This is a genomic window from Massilia orientalis, assembly GCF_030411975.2.
Lineage (GTDB): Bacteria > Pseudomonadota > Gammaproteobacteria > Burkholderiales > Burkholderiaceae_D > Telluria > Telluria orientalis.
Genome location: NZ_JASNRB020000036.1, coordinates 1 through 17353, shown reverse-complemented (window position 1 = coordinate 17353; position 17353 = coordinate 1). Strand labels below are relative to the sequence as shown.

Annotated in this window: 13 protein-coding genes and 2 pseudogenes; 4 read left to right on the top strand and 11 right to left on the bottom strand. The window is 58.4% G+C overall.

Features of this window, described 5'->3' with window-relative positions; translation table 11 throughout:
• Positions 1 to 153: 153 nt before the first annotated feature.
• Positions 154 to 1131, top strand: a complete 978-nt coding sequence (locus QPK29_RS31060) for a hypothetical protein (protein WP_371771979.1) — start codon at positions 154 to 156, stop codon at positions 1129 to 1131.
• A 404-nt stretch (positions 1132 to 1535) separates the two neighbouring features.
• On the opposite strand, the gene QPK29_RS31055 is transcribed toward QPK29_RS31060, so the two are convergent.
• Entirely contained in the window at positions 1536 to 1778 is a 243-nt protein-coding gene (locus QPK29_RS31055; protein WP_371771978.1) for a hypothetical protein, read from the bottom strand.
• Between the two features lie 655 nt (positions 1779 to 2433).
• Between QPK29_RS31055 and QPK29_RS31050 the strand changes: the two genes are divergently transcribed.
• Positions 2434 to 2871 carry a response regulator gene (locus QPK29_RS31050; RefSeq protein WP_371771977.1) on the top strand — a complete coding sequence of 146 codons (438 nt, stop codon included), beginning with the start codon at positions 2434 to 2436 and terminating at the stop codon, positions 2869 to 2871.
• A 63-nt stretch (positions 2872 to 2934) separates the two neighbouring features.
• Here QPK29_RS31050 and QPK29_RS31045 read toward each other — a convergent pair whose 3' ends face one another.
• The 3 genes from QPK29_RS31045 to QPK29_RS31035 all read right to left on the bottom strand — a co-directional run bounded on the left by QPK29_RS31045 (position 2935) and on the right by QPK29_RS31035 (position 7638).
• Positions 2935 to 4524 (bottom strand): diguanylate cyclase, encoded by a 1590-nt coding sequence (locus QPK29_RS31045; protein WP_371771976.1) that lies wholly within the window; start codon positions 4522 to 4524, stop codon positions 2935 to 2937.
• 1164 nt (positions 4525 to 5688) lie between these two features.
• Positions 5689 to 6639, bottom strand: coding sequence for a diguanylate cyclase domain-containing protein (locus QPK29_RS31040; RefSeq protein WP_371771975.1), 951 nt, complete (start codon positions 6637 to 6639; stop codon positions 5689 to 5691).
• A 111-nt stretch (positions 6640 to 6750) separates the two neighbouring features.
• Positions 6751 to 7638, bottom strand: coding sequence for a GAF domain-containing protein (locus QPK29_RS31035; RefSeq protein WP_371771974.1), 888 nt, complete (start codon positions 7636 to 7638; stop codon positions 6751 to 6753).
• Positions 7639 to 7849: 211 nt separating this feature from the next.
• Here QPK29_RS31035 and QPK29_RS31030 point away from each other — a divergent pair, with 211 nt between their 5' ends.
• On the top strand, positions 7850 to 8014 hold the full coding sequence (locus QPK29_RS31030) for a diguanylate cyclase domain-containing protein (protein ID WP_371771973.1): 165 nt from the start codon (positions 7850 to 7852) through the stop codon (positions 8012 to 8014).
• A gap of 126 nt (positions 8015 to 8140) precedes the next feature.
• Here the strand turns inward: QPK29_RS31030 and QPK29_RS31025 are convergent, their stop codons facing one another.
• The 3 genes from QPK29_RS31025 to QPK29_RS31015 all read right to left on the bottom strand — a co-directional run bounded on the left by QPK29_RS31025 (position 8141) and on the right by QPK29_RS31015 (position 10586).
• A complete protein-coding gene (locus QPK29_RS31025; protein WP_371771972.1) occupies positions 8141 to 8524 on the bottom strand; it encodes a response regulator in 384 nt (127 codons plus the stop codon).
• A 297-nt stretch (positions 8525 to 8821) separates the two neighbouring features.
• On the bottom strand, positions 8822 to 10150 hold the full coding sequence (locus QPK29_RS31020) for a PQQ-dependent sugar dehydrogenase (protein ID WP_371771971.1): 1329 nt from the start codon (positions 10148 to 10150) through the stop codon (positions 8822 to 8824).
• Positions 10137 to 10586 carry a DUF2231 domain-containing protein gene (locus tag QPK29_RS31015; protein WP_371771970.1) on the bottom strand — a complete coding sequence of 150 codons (450 nt, stop codon included), beginning with the start codon at positions 10584 to 10586 and terminating at the stop codon, positions 10137 to 10139. The genes QPK29_RS31020 and QPK29_RS31015 overlap by 14 nt, the downstream gene beginning before the upstream one ends.
• Positions 10587 to 10955: 369 nt before the next feature.
• Here QPK29_RS31015 and QPK29_RS31010 point away from each other — a divergent pair, with 369 nt between their 5' ends.
• Entirely contained in the window at positions 10956 to 13856 is a 2901-nt protein-coding gene (locus QPK29_RS31010; protein ID WP_371771969.1) for a molybdopterin oxidoreductase family protein, read from the top strand.
• A gap of 296 nt (positions 13857 to 14152) precedes the next feature.
• On the opposite strand, the pseudogene QPK29_RS31005 reads toward QPK29_RS31010, so the two are convergent.
• The 4 genes and pseudogenes from QPK29_RS31005 to QPK29_RS30990 all read right to left on the bottom strand — a co-directional run.
• Positions 14153 to 14578: pseudogene (locus tag QPK29_RS31005) on the bottom strand (chemotaxis protein CheB); the annotation flags it as partial.
• 763 nt (positions 14579 to 15341) lie between these two features.
• Positions 15342 to 15817 (bottom strand): annotated as a pseudogene (locus QPK29_RS31000) (electron transfer flavoprotein subunit beta/FixA family protein); the annotation flags it as partial.
• A 22-nt stretch (positions 15818 to 15839) separates the two neighbouring features.
• Positions 15840 to 17078, bottom strand: coding sequence for a CaiB/BaiF CoA transferase family protein (locus QPK29_RS30995; RefSeq protein WP_371772021.1), 1239 nt, complete (start codon positions 17076 to 17078; stop codon positions 15840 to 15842).
• A gap of 5 nt (positions 17079 to 17083) precedes the next feature.
• The coding region (locus QPK29_RS30990) for an acyl-CoA dehydrogenase family protein (RefSeq protein WP_400189907.1) at positions 17084 to 17353 on the bottom strand (270 nt) is incomplete at its 5' end.

Genomic DNA, 17353 nt, shown 5'->3' with positions numbered 1-17353 from the left:
AGATCGACGTAACGGCGGGACGCCCAATCGCCTCATCGCCAGAACAGGAGCAGAAGTAGGCTGAGTGACTTACTAATATGTAACAAAATGTAAAAATGGGATGGTAAGGAGCAGCGAAACGCTGTTAGTCGACCCGAACAAAAAGGAGCCAAAATGCTTACTACGAATGAACTGCTATCCCTGTCCCGCGCTACCGTCATCCGCACACAGAATCCAGGAGTGGCCGCCTTACAGGCACAACTCCGCATCGGGCATGCTTCCGCTTCCGGGCTAATCGTTCAGTTGCAGCGTGAAGGAATACTGCTCAGTCCCTTCCCCGGCCGCGCCGCCGGCATGCATCCCGACTGGCGACGGATTCCGGTGCGGAGCATCCAAGGGGACGCGCGACTGACCCACTTTGAACGCGTCGTTCAACTAGCCCTGTTCTATTTCGAGTTGGCGGAAGAAGACAGCGATGCGCATTCGCAGATCGCGCGTCCTCAAGTGCCGTGGGCGGGAATTCACTGGAAAACCGTGCAGCAGCAGTTCAGATCAGCATGGTATGGGCAACAGAAATTATCACTGACCGAAGCAGCACTCGCCTTCAATGCCTGGCTGGGAACACAAGGCGTGGAGGAAGCGCTTCTGGAAGAGGCACGAAGCGCGATCAGGGCTGGCTGTCTGCCGTACGAACGACAATTTCGTCCCGTGCGCGACGAGCGCGAGCGGCTGGATCGATTGTACGTCCGCATGGCCAGATTCTTTCGGCGCGGCGTGCGTGAAGATTTTTCCCATCACAGCCGGGTTGCCGAGTATTTCGTCGGTAACGACCTGGCACCACACAGCGAAAAGGCATCAGGATTTCACGGCGAGCATGTCGTTCCCTGTGCGGTCCTCCGTGGGGTCGCGTTCGACTGCTACGCAGAGCGATGGTCGGTGATGGACGTTGCCGCGTTAATGAAGCAGCTCTTGGTCGTCGCCTATATTCCGCAAGAAGCGAAGTCACTTCTCGACTCAGGCCGGCACTGCCTGCGAGATCGCATGCCCGACCCAGAATGGGATCCGCTAAAGGGATGCATTTACGCCAGCCTGCACGCCAAAAACATCGAGGTGCCCTTCGTTGCCGGATACCCGTGCACATGCGTGCACTGAGACTCTGCCGACGGTGTCCGCTCAAGCGTTCCTGCGTTTTGAGCGGACCGACCGCTGGCCATTCGCGGTGCATGCTCGGGCGGCACAATGGATGAGCAAGTACAAAGTTAGCGGATCAGGTATTAAATGCGGTGTCAAAAAGCAAACTTTCGACTTAGCCGGTATTAAGTCGATTAGTCATAATAGGACGGGTTCTGGCACGACGAACGGATTTTCCGTGGTTGGCCGCCCCATAAGTCCTTGATTTTTCGTGAGCCGATTGGCGGACATTTCCGGATTGCACCGGATTTCGTCATCAAGTCGTACGTTTACTTCATGAAGAGTCACACCTTTACTTCAACAGATGTTTGCTCGCCCAACGGACGAGCTCGGATAGCAATGCTTCGGTAAGTTCTCGAAGCGCGTTACATCGAACCAGTCGCCGGTAGCAGTACCTGAAGCGCGCGGATCAGGTTGCGCCCGGCTTCCTGGGTGAATCCTTGTTCTTCAGGACGGTTACATGAGGAGCAATGTGGTTGGGGCACGTAAGCAACCGTGCTGCCGGTAGCCCACACCGTGCAGTTGATCCGGCCGCTGATGTGGAACATGGAACTGCCATCAAGGCCGGTGCATCGTTCAATAGCAATGAGGCCGGCGATGGTCTTCAAGGCATGGCTCCATAGCAGGCAGAACTCGAAGAAATGCTGCAATGTGTGCTCCGCCTGCCCCTACCATGTGTAATTTTATTGACATAACTTTTGGTAAACAGTATAAAATTTAGAACACGTACCACCTTATACAAAAAACAACCAGGGGGCAGTTATATGAAGTATGCATTGGTTGTTGAAAATAGCGCACTAACCTGTAATAGCACTTCCATCCTTCTTGCATCGCTTGGATACCTTGTAACGCCTACATTTAATTTGAGAAAGGCATTACACGCTGTCCAAATGATTCAATTCGATTTAATCGTTACCTGGACAGTCGTGAATCCCGATGATAGACGTGCACTTAGTGGCGAATTCAAGCGTCACTCACCAGACGCTATACTGATATTGGTAATGGATGGTGAGTCCGGTTCGGTCTTGAATGGCAATGCCGATGGGATAGACGCGGTTCTGCAGAGACCTCTTACGGCTCAGGACATAAAAACGGTCCTTGAATCCAGCGATAACGATATTGTATTGCCGACATTAGCCTCACCCATGCAGGGCGAGAGACGAAAGCGTGCATGAACCTTATCTTGTATTTGAGATAAATGTAATTGCCGATTTTTTAACTTGAGAAGAAACGAAGATAGAACTATCAATAACGAGGCTTATAATGTTCGACACGCTAAACAGCGCCGATGACAGGTCGCACAACCTCCAGTCAGCGAATTCTGGGAAACAACAAACAGAGCTCCCCGATAAGCTCTTGCGGAAACTGCTGCTTGTCGATGATGAAGCTGACGGAGCAGAATTCGCGGCAACGCTGTTGAGTGCACATGGCCTGCAAGTTATCGTAGTCCACTCAGCACGTGAGGCACTGCATGCTCTTCAAAGCGACAAGGAAATCGATGCTGTTCTATCGGACGTCATGATGCCTGGCATGTCCGGACTTCAGCTCGCAGAGGAGATCAGAGTGAGGCATCCGACTGTCAAGATTGTTCTGATGTCGGGGCATATGCTTCCTGATCTGCTGAAGGATCATGAACAGCCTTATCTGTTTGCGACCAAACCCTACAGGATAGAGACTATTCTCAATCTGCTTCATAGCTAGGTTGCGTGGTAACGACATCAGTGTCGTTTGGACGTCGTACCGAGGATCGCAGCAGCAGACCGACTACCGGCATGTACGCAACGTGAAGCCGTCCCGGCCGCGCTGCTTGGTTGCATAAAGCGCCTCGTCGGCGCAGCGCAGCAGTGCTCCAAGTTCGACATCACTCCAGTCGCACGTTGCCATTCCAATACTCGTTGTTACCAGCAAAGCGCCGTCGGTAACGAAGAACGGTGCCCGTGTCAGATCGAGAATCTTGTGGGCGACGGCGTCCAGGTCAACTCCGGCTTCACGATGTTCGAGGACGATGACGAACTCGTCGCCCGCAAGACGGAAGACATGGTCCGTCGATTTCACCGCAGCGCGCAGTCGCAAGCTGAATTCCATGAGAACGAGATCGCCAACGTCGTGGCCGAGCCTGTCGTTGATCGACTTGAAATGATCGACATCCAGAAAGGCCAACGTCACGGGAGTTCGCAGCTTCTCTGCCGTGGCGGCGATTTCGTGGATTTCCGCCTGCAGGCGCCGACGGTTCCCGAGACCTGTCAACGCATCAGTCATGGCGAGGTGGGCCAACTTGGTTTCCGCCTCCTTGCGCTTGGTCGAAAGCGAATACAGCGCTCGTCCGAGCGCCCCAACTTCATCGCGGCTATCCAGGTTGAACACCTCGATGGATTCGCGTCCTTCCTCGACCGCTACAACGTTCCACCGCAATCGCTGGAGCGGGCGCAAAAGCGAGTCTGTGACGAACCAGCCGACGAGACCCGCACACAAGGCGACGAGAGCTGCGCCGATAATGGCCGCGCGCTGCGCCGCGTTCACGCCGCTGAACGCTTCGTCGAACGGATACACGGATCCTAGTATCCACTCCGGATTCCGCATTCGCTTATAAGTAATGATGGCGAGCGTCCCGTTCTTTGAACGGCCCAGCTTCCAGCCCTCCCATCCGTGCATGGCTGCGACGGTCGATGACACCGCCGTCCCCTGCTCGGTCAGGACATTCTTCAGCAGACGACTGGGATCAGGGTGGTGCAATATCAGCCCATCGCGAGTCAGGGCGAACAGGTAGCCCGTGCGTCCGGGCCGCAACCGTGAGATCTGGCCGAAAAACGCGGATTGGGACAGATCGACGCTGCCGCCGAGGATGCAGGCGATGTTGCCTTGCGAATCGAATACCGGCTCGGTGATCAGGATGACCGGCCTGTTCGATAGTGCGCTGACGAACGGCTCGGAAATCAGCCCTTTTCGGCTGCGCATCGTATCTTGAAAATATGGCCGGCTTCCTAGCGCTTTTGTCCCGATCCGCGCTGGATTGCGCATGTCACCAATCAAAAGGCCGGTCGCGTCGAACACCGTGACGTTAAAAAACTCGTTGCGCAACACGGTATGACGCTCGATGCTGGGCTGAGCCCGCCCGCACGCACCTGGCGCGCCACCGGCCAGGCCATCAATGACTGTACGGAGCAGGGCCTGCATGTGCACGACATCCGCATCCAGATAAGCAGCCGAGGCCGACAACAGATCGAACTGCTGGGTGCCGATGGTCGCAACCATCTCGCGCTTGGCGACATGAAGTGACCAGCCAGCCACTAGTGCGCACGTCAATAGAACAAGCAGCGTTAGGGCCGCTGTCAGGCGCTGGCGCAATGTCACCATGTACGAGTCCCCGCCATTTAGCTAGTAAGTAAGCTAATTCTACTTGCGGCATGTTAGGTTTATTCTTCAGAGAATCTTACACTCTGAAATTGGTAGTTCCGTATGCTTATAGCTGTAGAGGCAGCGTTACCGGCCGGCAGGGTTCGGGACACAACGTTGCGAGTGCAAAAAAGTTTATGGAACGTAAAGAGCGTGGCCAGGTAACGAGGTCCACAAATGAACTAGCCGAGTCCTTTCGGTACTCTGGCTCAAGCAACATGGAAACATCATAGGTATTCGACTAAACAAATACAGATAGTGCTGCGGGTACTCGGCTTCGTTGATCTGAACTGGCGGTTTTTCGTGACCCGTCACAGGTTCTGACGCAAAGCTGCCCTTCAGGGACAAAGCTTAGGCACGATGCCGCCGCTCGTAGACTTGGACTTGAATCTGCCAGAGGACAACAATTGGCCATACGAACCGGATGGCTTCGCCAATAATTGCCTTAGAGATCACCAACAGAAGAATTGATAAGGCGCGAACAACCGAGTTCGCCCGGCCAGAGGCTGCACTCGCTTTGGTGACTTAGGTTCAGCGCAATCTGCGTAAGATCGGAACCGAAGATGCTGAACGCCACGAACTTTGGAGCCAGAGCGGAACAGGTAAAAAAATGCCCGCTGGGAAGCGGGCTGAATCTATTTTCTTGGAGGAAGATAGAGGAGACAGACTCATAATGCTGCAATGCACAATGCCTGTCCAATGACGTTTCGTGATACCTGTAATGCGCCAAACCCATATGTCCTGATACTGCCTAACAAACTCGACATTACTTAAAATATTGTCGAGTTTAGAGTAACCGTTAGAGATCACTCGACATAATTCAAGTCAACGTCCGTGGCTTTTCACTAGAGCTCGACGATGACCGTGATAGGACCGGTACGAGCAGACTGCAGGGCCAACCAATCCGATGCTTGGCTCGTACAACGCGCTGACAACGTACCATACCCAGCTCGCCAGATCAGCTTGGGATACTTACATGGCGGACTTCGCACCGGTGAGACCACCTGATCAAAGCAATATTAGATTTGCATCTAAGCATAAATCTTTATGATACCAACGCTGAAGCTTGACACGCGAATACCACAAACCAGACAGTCCACAGAAATTCTTCCGGCGCGGAACAGCTTACGTTGTTCTGCTTTCCTGTACGGTTTTATCTGGCATAACCCGCCCTCGCCCGGCCTTTTTCGCCTCATACATCCAATAGTCGGCTTCCTTGATGAGGTCCGCCGCGGACACGTTGCTCGAAGGAGTGAAAATAGCGATACCGATACTGGCACCAACGGTGGCGGCCCGCCCGCACAGGTCGACAGGGACAGAGAGCTGCTCGATGATCTTCTTCGCCACAGCACGCGCGTCCGGATAGGTGGCCGTCATATCTTCCAGTAAAACAGTGAATTCGTCGCCGGCTAGCCGAAATACGCTGTCGGTCTTGCGTACCGTACTCTGCAGCCGCCTGGCAATCTCACAGAGTAGCTTGTCGCCCGCTTCATGGCCGTGAGTGTCGTTGACCGCCTTGAATCCGTCCAGATCGATAAACAGCACACCCAGCATCTTGCCGGTACGTCTCGAGCGCGCCTGCGCGATGGGAAGGCTTTCGGTCAGCGCGCGTCGGTTCAAGAGCCCCGTCAGCGCATCGTGCAGCGTGTCGTATTCCCGCTGGGCCTCGAGCGTTTTGCGTTCCGTTATGTCGTGCAAGAACGCGCTGAAGATCGTTGTGCCGTTCACTTCCAGCGCCGTGATCCGCACTTCCACCGTGAGTCCGGAGCCATCCTTTCGAACAGCCGGGAGTTCGAGCCGCTTACCCAGCACAGTCGCCGAACCGGTAGCCAAATAACGCGCCATCCCCCGACGATGCAACTCTCCCATCTCAGCCGGAATGATCAAAGCGTCGAGCGGCCGTCCGATCGCTTCGCCGGCGCTCCACCCGAACGTCGTCTCGGCCTGTCGGTTCCACTCACGAACGATGCCGTCCCGGTCCAGGCCAATATAGGCATCGTTTGCGTTCTCGATCACGCTGCGCAGCTCGGCCTCCCGGTCCTTCAGGAATCGTTCTGCTTGCTCCTGGCGGCTCATGGCACTCTGCAGCATTGCAACCGCGTCGTTCAATTCTCTGGTGCGGGTCGCGACACGCGTTTCCAGCTCGACGTGGAGCGCCCGCAGGTCCGCTTCGGCCTCCTTCTGCGCCTAGATATCCTTGATGGCCGCGACGTAGTACAGCAGTTCGCCATCCGGTCCGGTCTTCTTCGTGACGTTCAAGTTGATCCAGACGGGGCGGCCATCCTTCTTGACGTACCGCTTTTCCAGCTGGTATTGGTCGACCGTGCCGGCTTCCAGTTGCCGCAGCAAAGCGAGGTCCGAGTCCAGGTCCGGTGGATGGGTAATGTCGCGGAACGTTGTCCGGAACAGTTCCTCTCGCGTGTAGCCGACGATTCTGCACAATGCCTCGTTGACGCTCAGCCATCCCCCATCCGGCGCTACCATCGCCATGCCGATACTGGCAAGGTCGAACCCCGACTGAAACCGCGCTTCGCTGTATGCGATTACATCGCTGGATCGCTCGATATTGTCACGCGCGACCGCCAGCGCCTCGCGGTACTGGATCTCTTTCGTGACGATGTCCGCAAGGTCGCGCAACGTCTCTAGATCACCTGCAGACAACTGACGTGGCTTGGAATCGATTGCACATAGAGTCCCCAGCGCGTGACCGCCAGCGCTGCGAATCGGCACACCTGCATAGAACCTGATGTTGGGGTCGCCAAATACAAGGACGTTGTCCTCGAACCGCGGATCGGCGGTCGCATCGGTGACAACTAACGGCGCACTTTGCAGAATGGCATGCGCACAGAATGCGACCTCTCGGGAGGTGTGCTGCACTTCCAGTCCGACGCGGGACTTGAACCATTGACGGTCCTTGTCAACCAGTGAAAACACGACAATGGGTACGTCCAGCAGGCGCGCTGTCAGGCGTGTGATCCGGTCGAAAACTGGTTCCGGAGCGGTATCAAGAATGTCGAGTGACTTGAGCAGTTCTTGGCGCTCCAGTTCGTCTGGAGGAAGTGAGGCTGCTGGCATACGGTAGCTCGCAATAAAGGATCGAGACGCGAATGGCTGTGCCCGGCACTTTACCAGACAAACACAGCAAGACTCGACAACATGCCATAAGCCAGCGTATGGAATCCCACACTCGACCCGAGCAGCCCATTTTGAACCCAGCTGAGCGTTGCCCAATACTTCTGATCTCTCATGGACGGAAGCGGGGCCGATCCACCGTCCCCGCAGGTGCATGCCAGACAACCATATGTCTGCATTAGGGACCTGGCCGTATCCTATTTTGAGATCGCTGCACGTGAAGTGGCGCGTGCGCCGCGGCATCAGACCTGTCGCTCTACTACTGGTCGATCTGGATAATTTCAAAGCGATCAACAACCGATGGGGCCAGGAAGCTTAAAGAACCATGCTGGCTGGGATAGCAGTTTTCCGACCTACAACAGTTTTGCAAGCCCTTTTGGCCTTTACGAATCAGAGGGTTAGTCTTGCACCGCGCTTCGCACCATGCGAGCCCGCGAGTGCGAAGTTAGTCCACCGCGTTGCCTAAAGGCTTCAATATCGCAGTAATCTCATCCAAAGATATCGGCTTACGCAAGTAATGATCGAAGCCGGCCTCATGCACTGCCCTGCCTTCATTTGCAAAACCCGACATTGCGATTAGGACGCTGCTGGCCGTCTGCGGCAGCTTCCGCAGTTCACGTGCAAGGGCATAGCCGTCGACATCGCCCACGCGAAGGGACGAAAACACGACATTCGGAGCATTTGCGGTCGCACTAATTAACCCAAGCGCGCCAGTGTGCGTCGACCGTACTTCGTAGCCGCAGTGTTCGAGAAACAAGGTAAAGAGTTCGCGCAGGTCATCGTTGGCATCGACGATGAGCGCACGGGGGCGGGAGGCTGCGATATTCATGAATATACCAGTACTTGGACTGGATCGTCAGCCAGGATGTGTAAACTGACTTCATTCTAGTACGCAATCAGCCTTGCGGATAAGAAAAATTGTAACTAGTTGTCGAACAAGCGTTTTACTTCTTAATAATATCGCCGCTACCTGATACCGTGGCGGCCATGCCATGCGTCGGTGATAGTTTTCGTCAAGACTCGGCGAATCGAAAAGCCCGTATCGGCTGAAACGCCAGCGTCACGGGCTTCGATTGTTCTACTTCTCATCAATTTACGAAAGTCACACCTCTACCCCATTAGATAATCAATGACTGGTACTCGTGACCCGCCAAACGACGTTGCCAACGTCGTCAGCGATCAGTAGCGCCCCAGCCGCATCCTGGGCCATGCCGACCGGCGCGCCGTACAACTCTTTTTCGTCGACCGAATGGAAGCCGGTCACAACTGGTTGGGCAGCCCCCTTGGGCATGCCGTTTTCAAAGGGCACATAGACGACCTGGTAGCCGCTCAGCGGAGAGCGATCCCAGCTGCCGTGCTCGGCGACGAAGGCGCCACGCTTGTACCTGGGCAAGGCGTCTCCGGTATAGAACAGCAGGCCCAGCGCTGCAACGTGGGATCCGAGAGCGTAGTCCGGCTTGACGGCGGTCTTGACCAGATCGGGCCGCTGTGGCTGGACGCGATCGTCGACGTGCTGGCCGTAATAGCTGTATGGCCAGCCGTAAAACCCCTTCTCTTTCACCGACGTCAAATAATCAGGAACGAGATCGGCTCCGATCTCATCGCGCTCGTTGGCAATGGCCCAAAGCTTGCCGGACTGCGGCTCCCACTGCAGGCCAGTCGGATTGCGTATGCCGGACGCGAATACCCGGCTCGCACCGGTCGCCGTATCGACTTCGAGCACGGCCGCGCGTCGGTACTCGACCTCCAGGCCGTTTTCGGTGATATTGCTATTCGAACCGCTGCCGACGTACAACTTCTTGCCGTCAGGGCTGGCCAACAGTGCTTTGGTCCAGTGGTGGTTGACTGTGCTGGGCAGGTCGCCCAACTCGGTTCCCGGATCGGACATCCGGGTTTCGCCGGGCGTGTAGTGGTATTTCATGATGTTGCCGGTATTGGCCACATACAGGGTATCGCCGACAAGCTGGATACCGAACGGCGAGTGCAAGTGTTCGATATACACATGCTGTTCCCATTCAACGCTGGAACCTGGCTTCTTGCGCAGCAGCGTGATACGGTTGCCCCCTTTCCCGCCCTTACCGGAACGTCCTTTGATGATCCCTGCGATGACCTGTTTCGGCGTCGTGACTGCTTCTTCTCCCGGACCATTCGCTTCGACCACCAGCACGTCCTGGTTGGGCAGGACCAACAACTGACGCGGGTGAAGGAGTCCCGACGCGATTTTTTCGATCTGTAGACCGGGAGCGACTTGCGGTTTTGCAGCACCCTTCCAGCCGACGCCATCGGGCACCTGCATCGGCGGGACCAGGAAATTCTGCGCCTTGGGCAATTCCGGGTTGCCACCTAGCTGCTGCGACAAATCCACCTTGGCTTTTTCGCTACATGCCCCCAGCAGCAGTACACATCCTGCCGCCATCCCCGCCTTGAGCCGCCATCCCCATTCACGCTTGTCCATTGTTGAGTTCCTTGTAAGTCACGTTTCTCCCGGCCAGGATGATTCTTCCAAGGCCCATCGCGATCACCGTCACGGCGGAGAGCCACAGTGCATCGGGAATCGTCGCGTAAGCGTCCCGGCTGTGCACGAACGCATTCACGAGCGCGGCGACGATACCTATCACGTTGAGCCAGAAGTTGATCGCTTCGCCGCGCGTGCGGATCCGGCGCTTGTTAAACCAGACGCCATACAGGTTGATCAATTGCGGCACGATGGCAAACACCAAGCCGATGCTGACGAGCCAGGAAGCGCATTTCAGCCACAGCACGTTGGCGGAGTTGGCGTAAATGACGTCAAAAATTAGAGTCGCCACAAAAAAGCCGAACGGTATCGGGTCGAGCAGGTTAAATATTGCTGACGCCAGACTGAATCCGGACGAATCAGGTACGGCTTTCATGATGTCGTCTCCTCTCCCGTGCGAGCTGCGAGCTCGCCATCGGCGTGCGCATCGCCGAGGCCACAACAAATAGTTGCTTGCATGAATACTCCTTCATTGATCAAAGTGGTTGCTTGTCGGTCTCACCATATTGAACAGAATAGAACGCCTCATGCATCGGTGCAGCACGCTTGAATATCGGAAACATAAATCAGGGTCTGGCGCTGCCTGCTGCATCGGTCGAAGTCGTTGCGCGGCATTTGGTTAAGCCCACGATGTCGAGAACGTTTACGCGACGAAGCGATATCGCCCGTTTCAGCGTGCGCCATGCTCATCCACGCACAGCTATGATCAAAATACATTTATAACAATGCTTCCGGGAGGATGGACATGGAGTCGCGGGACAGTATTGCGGATATCTGGGGCGAGCGTACGCCCTACAGCGGCCAGGACGCATGGCCGGTACGCGTCGACCAGCGGACGACGGAAGCGCCCGAACGCTGGGTGCAATCGGCGTGCGTGCTGTGTTCGAACGGCTGCGGCTGCGACATCGCTGTCAAGGACGGCCGGATCGTCGGCGTACGCGGCCGCGCGCAGGATGTCGTGAATCGCGGCCGGCTTGGGCCGAAGGGATTGCACGGCTGGGAAGCCAACAACAGCCCGGATCGCCTGACGCATCCGCTGGTACGCCGCAACGGCAAGCTGGAGCGGGCCAGCTGGGATGAAGCCATGGCATTGATCGTCGAACAGACCCAGCGGGTGAAGCGCGAATACTCGGCGGGCGCGATCGGCTTCTACACGAGCGGCCAGCTGTTCATCGAGGAATACTATACGCTCGGCATCATCGGCAAGGCGGGTCTGGGCACGCCGCACATGGACGGCAACACGCGGCTGTGCACGGCCACGGCAGCCGCCGCGCTGAAAGAGAGTTTCGGCAGCGATGGCCAGCCGGGCTCCTACTTCGACGTCGACACGACCGACTGCATCCTGATGGTCGGACACAACATGTCGAACACGGACACGGTGCTGTGGATGCGGGTGCTCGACCGCCGCCGCCACGCCGATCCACCCAAGCTGATCGTGATCGATCCGCGCACCACGATGACGGCGCGCGAGGCCGACCTGCACTTGGCACCGAAGGTCGGCACCAACGTCGCCGTGCTGAACGGCGTGCTGCACCTGCTGATCCAGGGCGGCCACGTCGACCGCGCGTTCATCGACCGGCATACGATGGGCTTCGACGACCTGGCGCAGCTGGTCGCGGCCTATCCTCCAGAACGCGTCGAAGCGATCTCGGGCGTTCCTGCCGCCGACCTGCGGCGTGCCGCCGACCTGATCGGTTCGTCCAGCAAGTTGCTGTCGACGTGCCTGCAGGGCGTGTACCAGTCGAACCAGGCGACCGCCGCAGCCGTGCAGATCAACAATATCAACCTGGTCCTCGGCCGCATCGGGCGCCCCGGTTGCGGCATCCTGCAGATGAACGGCCAGCCAACCTCGCAGAATACCCGCGAAACCGGCGCCGACGGGGACCTGCCGGCCTTCCGCAACTGGAACAACATCGCGCACATCGAGGATCTGGCGCGGGTCTGGAATGTCGACCCGGCGATCATCCCGCACTGGACGCCGCCCACCCACGCGATGCAGATCTTCCGCTATTGCGAGACCGGCTCGATCCGGATGTTGTGGATCCAGGCCACCAACCCGGCTGTGTCGCTGCCCAACCTGAACCGCGTCCGCGCCATTCTCCAGAAGGAAGGCCTGTTCGTCGTCGTGCAGGACGCGTTCCTGACGGAGACGGCGCAGATGGCGGACGTCGTGCTGCCGGCCGCACTGTGGGGCGAAAAGACCGGAACCTTCACCAACGTCGACCGTACCGTCCACATCAGCCACAAGGCGGTCGAGCCGCCGGGCGAGGCGCGCTCCGACTTCGACATCTTCGTCGACTTCGCGCGCCGCATGGATTTCAAGGACAAGGACGGCGCGCCCCTCATCAAGTGGACCACGCCCGAACAGGCCTTCGAGGACTGGAAGGCCTGCACGCGCGGCCGTCCGTGCGACTACACGGGCCTGAGCTATGACAAGCTGACCGGCGGCTCGGGCATTCCCTGGCCCTGCAACAGCGAGCATCCCGACGGCGAACACTACATCTACAAGGACCTCGTGTTCCCGACCGACGCCGACTATTGCGAGAGCTTCGGCCACGACATCATCACGGGCGCGCCGGTGCCCGAAAAGGAATACCGTGCGCACAACCCGGCCGGGCGCGCCGTGCTCAAGGGCGCCGAGTACATGCCACCGTTCGAGGAGCCGGATGCCGACTATCCGCTGTTCCTGACCACGGGCCGGCTCGTCTACCATTTCCATACGCGCACGAAGACGGGACGCGCACCGGCGCTGGCGAATGCCGCGCCTGACGACTTCGTCCAGATCGCGCGCGAGGACGCAGAAAAGCTGGGCATCGTTGACGGTGATTGGGTGCGTGTTACGTCCCGCCGCGGCAACGCCGAGGCCCGCGCGAAAATCGGCGACATTGGCCCGGGCGAGGTCTTCATCTCATTCCACTACGGGTACTGGGACGAGCCCGGTCGCGCCCGCGCGGCCAACGAACTCACGATCTACGAGTGGGACCCGGTCAGCAAGCAGCCGCACTACAAGTATGCCGCCGTGCGCATCGAAAAGGTCGACGCGCCGACCACGGCGCAGCCAGAGCGCATGGACCCGGCCCAACCCGGCGTGGCCAGCCCGACGGCACAGGAATCAGGCGTCATCCATGCCCTCAAGGAAGCCAAGGACGTGCTGGTCGAGGGCTGGGAGAAGGCAAAGCCCGTACGGGCCCACGTGGCCGACTACCTCGGCCTGCTACAGGCCAGCGAGCGCCGCCTCGTAAAAGCATTCGAGCAGACGCGGACCACCCATCCGGACGAACCCGACATCGGGCCGCTGTGCCACCTATTCGAACGGTGGTCGGGCGCGGCGGCCGACGCGCTCGACCCGTTCGTCGCGCAGTACGGCGAACGCCGGGAGGGCGAACCGGAGCGGCTCGACGAGGCACTGGTGGTGCAACGCAAGCAGGGCGGCTTCGACATGCTGCGCGACCTGCACGACCTGTGGCTGCTGGTCAACGAGAGCATGATCTCTCTTGACGTCCTCGAGCAGGCGGCCCGCTCTTTGCACGACAAGGCCTTCGAGGCCGCCATCAGGCAGATCCGGCAGCAGAACAAGCGCCAGCTGGAATGGCTGCACGGACGCATCCGCCAAGCGGCGCCGCAAACGTTGGTGGTGCCGTCATGAGGAAGGCCGCAGCAGGTTGACGTGCGGGTGGCGATGGTGCTCGACCCGGGTTTGATCCGCTGTCTTGGCATGGCATCCGGCATTCGCTGGCTGTTACCCGGCTTTGGACCAGTGATCGTCATCCGGTCCAGCACGACCGGCTGCCCAGCACCTTGGTCATGGAGTGCCTGCGCATACCATGCGATTGGCCCGGTTCTCGATAGCTCCCAGTTCGGCGTGCTGGACGCACTATCCTGCTGAGTTCGCACGTTTGGCCGCATGTCGGTACTCGTCAGTTCGATCAATGCGGGCCCTATCTCGCCTGCGCCGAGCACCCGGTCGACCTCCACATAGTTGAGCGCACTAGCAGGCATATCCGACGCTTTGTCGTCGGCCGGGTCCTGTACGACGACAACGCCGCCGAATACTTTGATGGCCTGCAGGCCTACGGTTCCATCGTCCAGATATCCGCTCAGTACAACACTGAGGGCATTTGGGCCGAAAACAGTAACTGCCGAGCGGAAAAGCGGATCGATCGCCGGACGACTGTTGTTCTCCATGGGCCCACGCAGGTACGGTGCCGGCGTGCTTAGACTGTGGCTCGAATCCGTCCTAGAAAACAAACGATAGGCGGAGCGGACCGGATGGGTTCGCTGATAATTGCAGAGAGATAAGCCACAGAGTTTGGCGAGGCGCGAATACCCGAGATCGCCCGTCCCAAGGCAAGTGCTCGATTGTGGCACAGATCCAGCGCATGTTTGCGTAGATCGGCCCTAGAGATGCTGAACGTCAGCGATTCCGAGGGCCCGGGTGGAACAGGCAAAAAAATGCCCGCTCGGAAAGTGTGCGTGCGACTTACTGCCCCCCGACTGTGATATGTTCGCTATCACCAATGCGCCGATCAGTGGTAGAAATCTGCCAATCTGTAACAGTGATTGGAGGCACGTCGATGAGAATTTGGGGGATATCACTGGCGATCGCCGCCGCTGTACAGAGCACTCCAGCCCAAGCGCAAACGACAGCTGCCGACCGCATTCCCGAAACCATGGAAGCGCGGGTACAGGCCTGCACCGGATGCGATGGCGCCCACGGCCGCGGCGTGGAAAACGTCTATTTTTCGCGCCTGGCGGGAAAGCCAGCCGGCTACCTCTACAACCAGCTGGTGGCCTTCCGCGATGGCCGGCGCAAGTATGTGCCGATGAACTACCTGCTGGCCTACCTGCCCGACGCCTACCTGCCCGACGCCTACCTGATGCGCATGGCCGAGCATTTCGCATCGCTCAATTCGCCGCCCTCGTGCAGCCTGCCGTCCAGCGGTCGCCGGAGAAGGTACGCGACGGCCAGCGCATCGTCACGCAGGGCATTCCTTCCAAGAAAATCCCCGCTTGCGTCATATGCCATGGCGCGGAGCTGGGCGGACGCGAACCGGGCATCCCGCGCCTGCGGGGCCTGCGCGCGGACTACGTCTGCGCCCGGTTGGGTGCGTGGCGCTCGCGCCCGACTGCTGCCATCTACTTCGCGAGTCAGGGTGACCTTGCCGTCTTCCAGCACGACCTTCGAGGCGAACGTCGCCTGCGGCCAGCCCAGCAGCGCAGCCAGCATCTGGCCGGTCTGGTTCGAATCGTCGTCGATTGCCTGCTTGCCCAGGATGATCAGTTGCGGCTGTTCTTCGACGGCCAGCGCCTTCAGCACCTTGGCGACGCCCAGCGGCTCGATCTCGGCACCGGTCTCGACCAGCACGCCGCGGTCGGCGCCGATCGCCATCGCGGTACGCAGGGTTTCCTGGGCCTGGGCCACGCCGCAGGTCACGGCCACGATCTCAGTGACCTTGCCGGCTTCCTTCAGGCGCGTGGCTTCTTCCACCGCGATCTCGTCGAACGGGTTCATCGACATTTTGACGTTGGCGATATCGACGCCACTGCCGTCGGACTTGACGCGAACGTTGTACTCGACCACGCATTTGACGGTACCAGGACTTTCATTTTTAATCCTTTGTTTGCATCTTCAAACAATCTTCTTTGCACGCAGTTCAGCGAATTCCGTCGGGCTCACTGCCAGCCACTGATCTAGTACCTCTTGCGTATGTTCGCCCAGCATGGGCGGCGGACGTTCGTAGCGTACGGGTGTGCCGGACATGCGGATTGGATTGGCCACCAGCGGCACGGTACCGGCCATCGGATGTTCCATGTCGATGCGCATGCTGCGGGCATGCACCTGGGGGTCGGCAAACACTTGATCCAAGGTATTGATTGGACCGCAAGGCACGCCCGCGTGCTCCATGAGCTCTATCCATTCGCCGGTCGCTCTGCATATAGTGACTCCACGAATGAGGGCAATCAATTCGTCGCGATACGTGACACGTTGAGGATTAGTCGCGAATCGTTGATCACTGCCCCACTCGGGCCGCCCAAGCGCCTCGCACAACCTCATGAATTGTCCATCGTTGCCGACCGCGATGATCATGTAACCATCAGCAGTCGGAAAGTCTTGGTACGGCACGATGTTCGGATGAGCATTTCCCATCCGTGCAGACGCAGTGCCACCGACGAGGTAGTTAGCAGCCTGGTTGGCCAGACAGGCGATTTGCACGTCGAACAGCGCTAGATCGATGTGCTGCCCGGCACCCGTGCGCTCGCGATGTGCTAAAGCCGCTTGAACAGCTACCGTTGCATACAAGCCCGTCATTACATCTGTCAGCGCGACACCAACCTTAATAGGGCCGGCACCTTCTTCGCCGTCGGGCCGTCCGGTTAAGCTCATCAGCCCACCCATTCCTTGGATCAGAAAATCGTAGCCGGCGCGCGATGCGTACGGCCCGGTCTGTCCAAAGCCGGTAATCGAACAATAGATCAATCTAGGGTTGAGCGCACTTAGACTGAGGTAGTCCAATCCATACTGAGCGAGTCCACCGACCTTAAAATTCTCGAGCACGACGTCGGCGTTCGCCGCCAACCGTTTTACGAGCGATTGTCCCTCAGGAGTGCCAATATCGATCGTCACTGACCGTTTGTTGCGGTTAGCGCTTAAGTAATAGGCAGACTCGGATGTCGCTTCGCCATCCTCATCCCTAAGCCAAGGTGGCCCCCAGGTCCGGGTATCGTCGCCAGCGCCCGGCCGCTCGATTTTGACGATATCGGCACCGAGATCGGCCAGCAACTGGCCTGCCCATGGTCCAGCCAGCACTCGGGACAAATCGAGCACACGGAGGCCCGCAAGCGCACCTTGCGGAAGATCGCCGCGCATCGCCGTCATAATGCCGCGATGCCGGTCTGCGCACGCCCCAGGATCAGCGCGTGGATGTCGTGCGTACCTTCGTACGTGTTGACGACTTCCAGGTTGACGAGGTGGCGCGCCACGCCGAACTCGTCGCTGATACCGTTACCGCCCATCATGTCGCGCGCCATGCGAGCGATGTCCAGTGCCTTGCCGCAGGAATTGCGCTTCATGATCGACGTGATCTCGACCGCGGCCGTGCCCTCGTCCTTCATGCGGCCCAGGCGCAGGACGCCCTGCAGGCC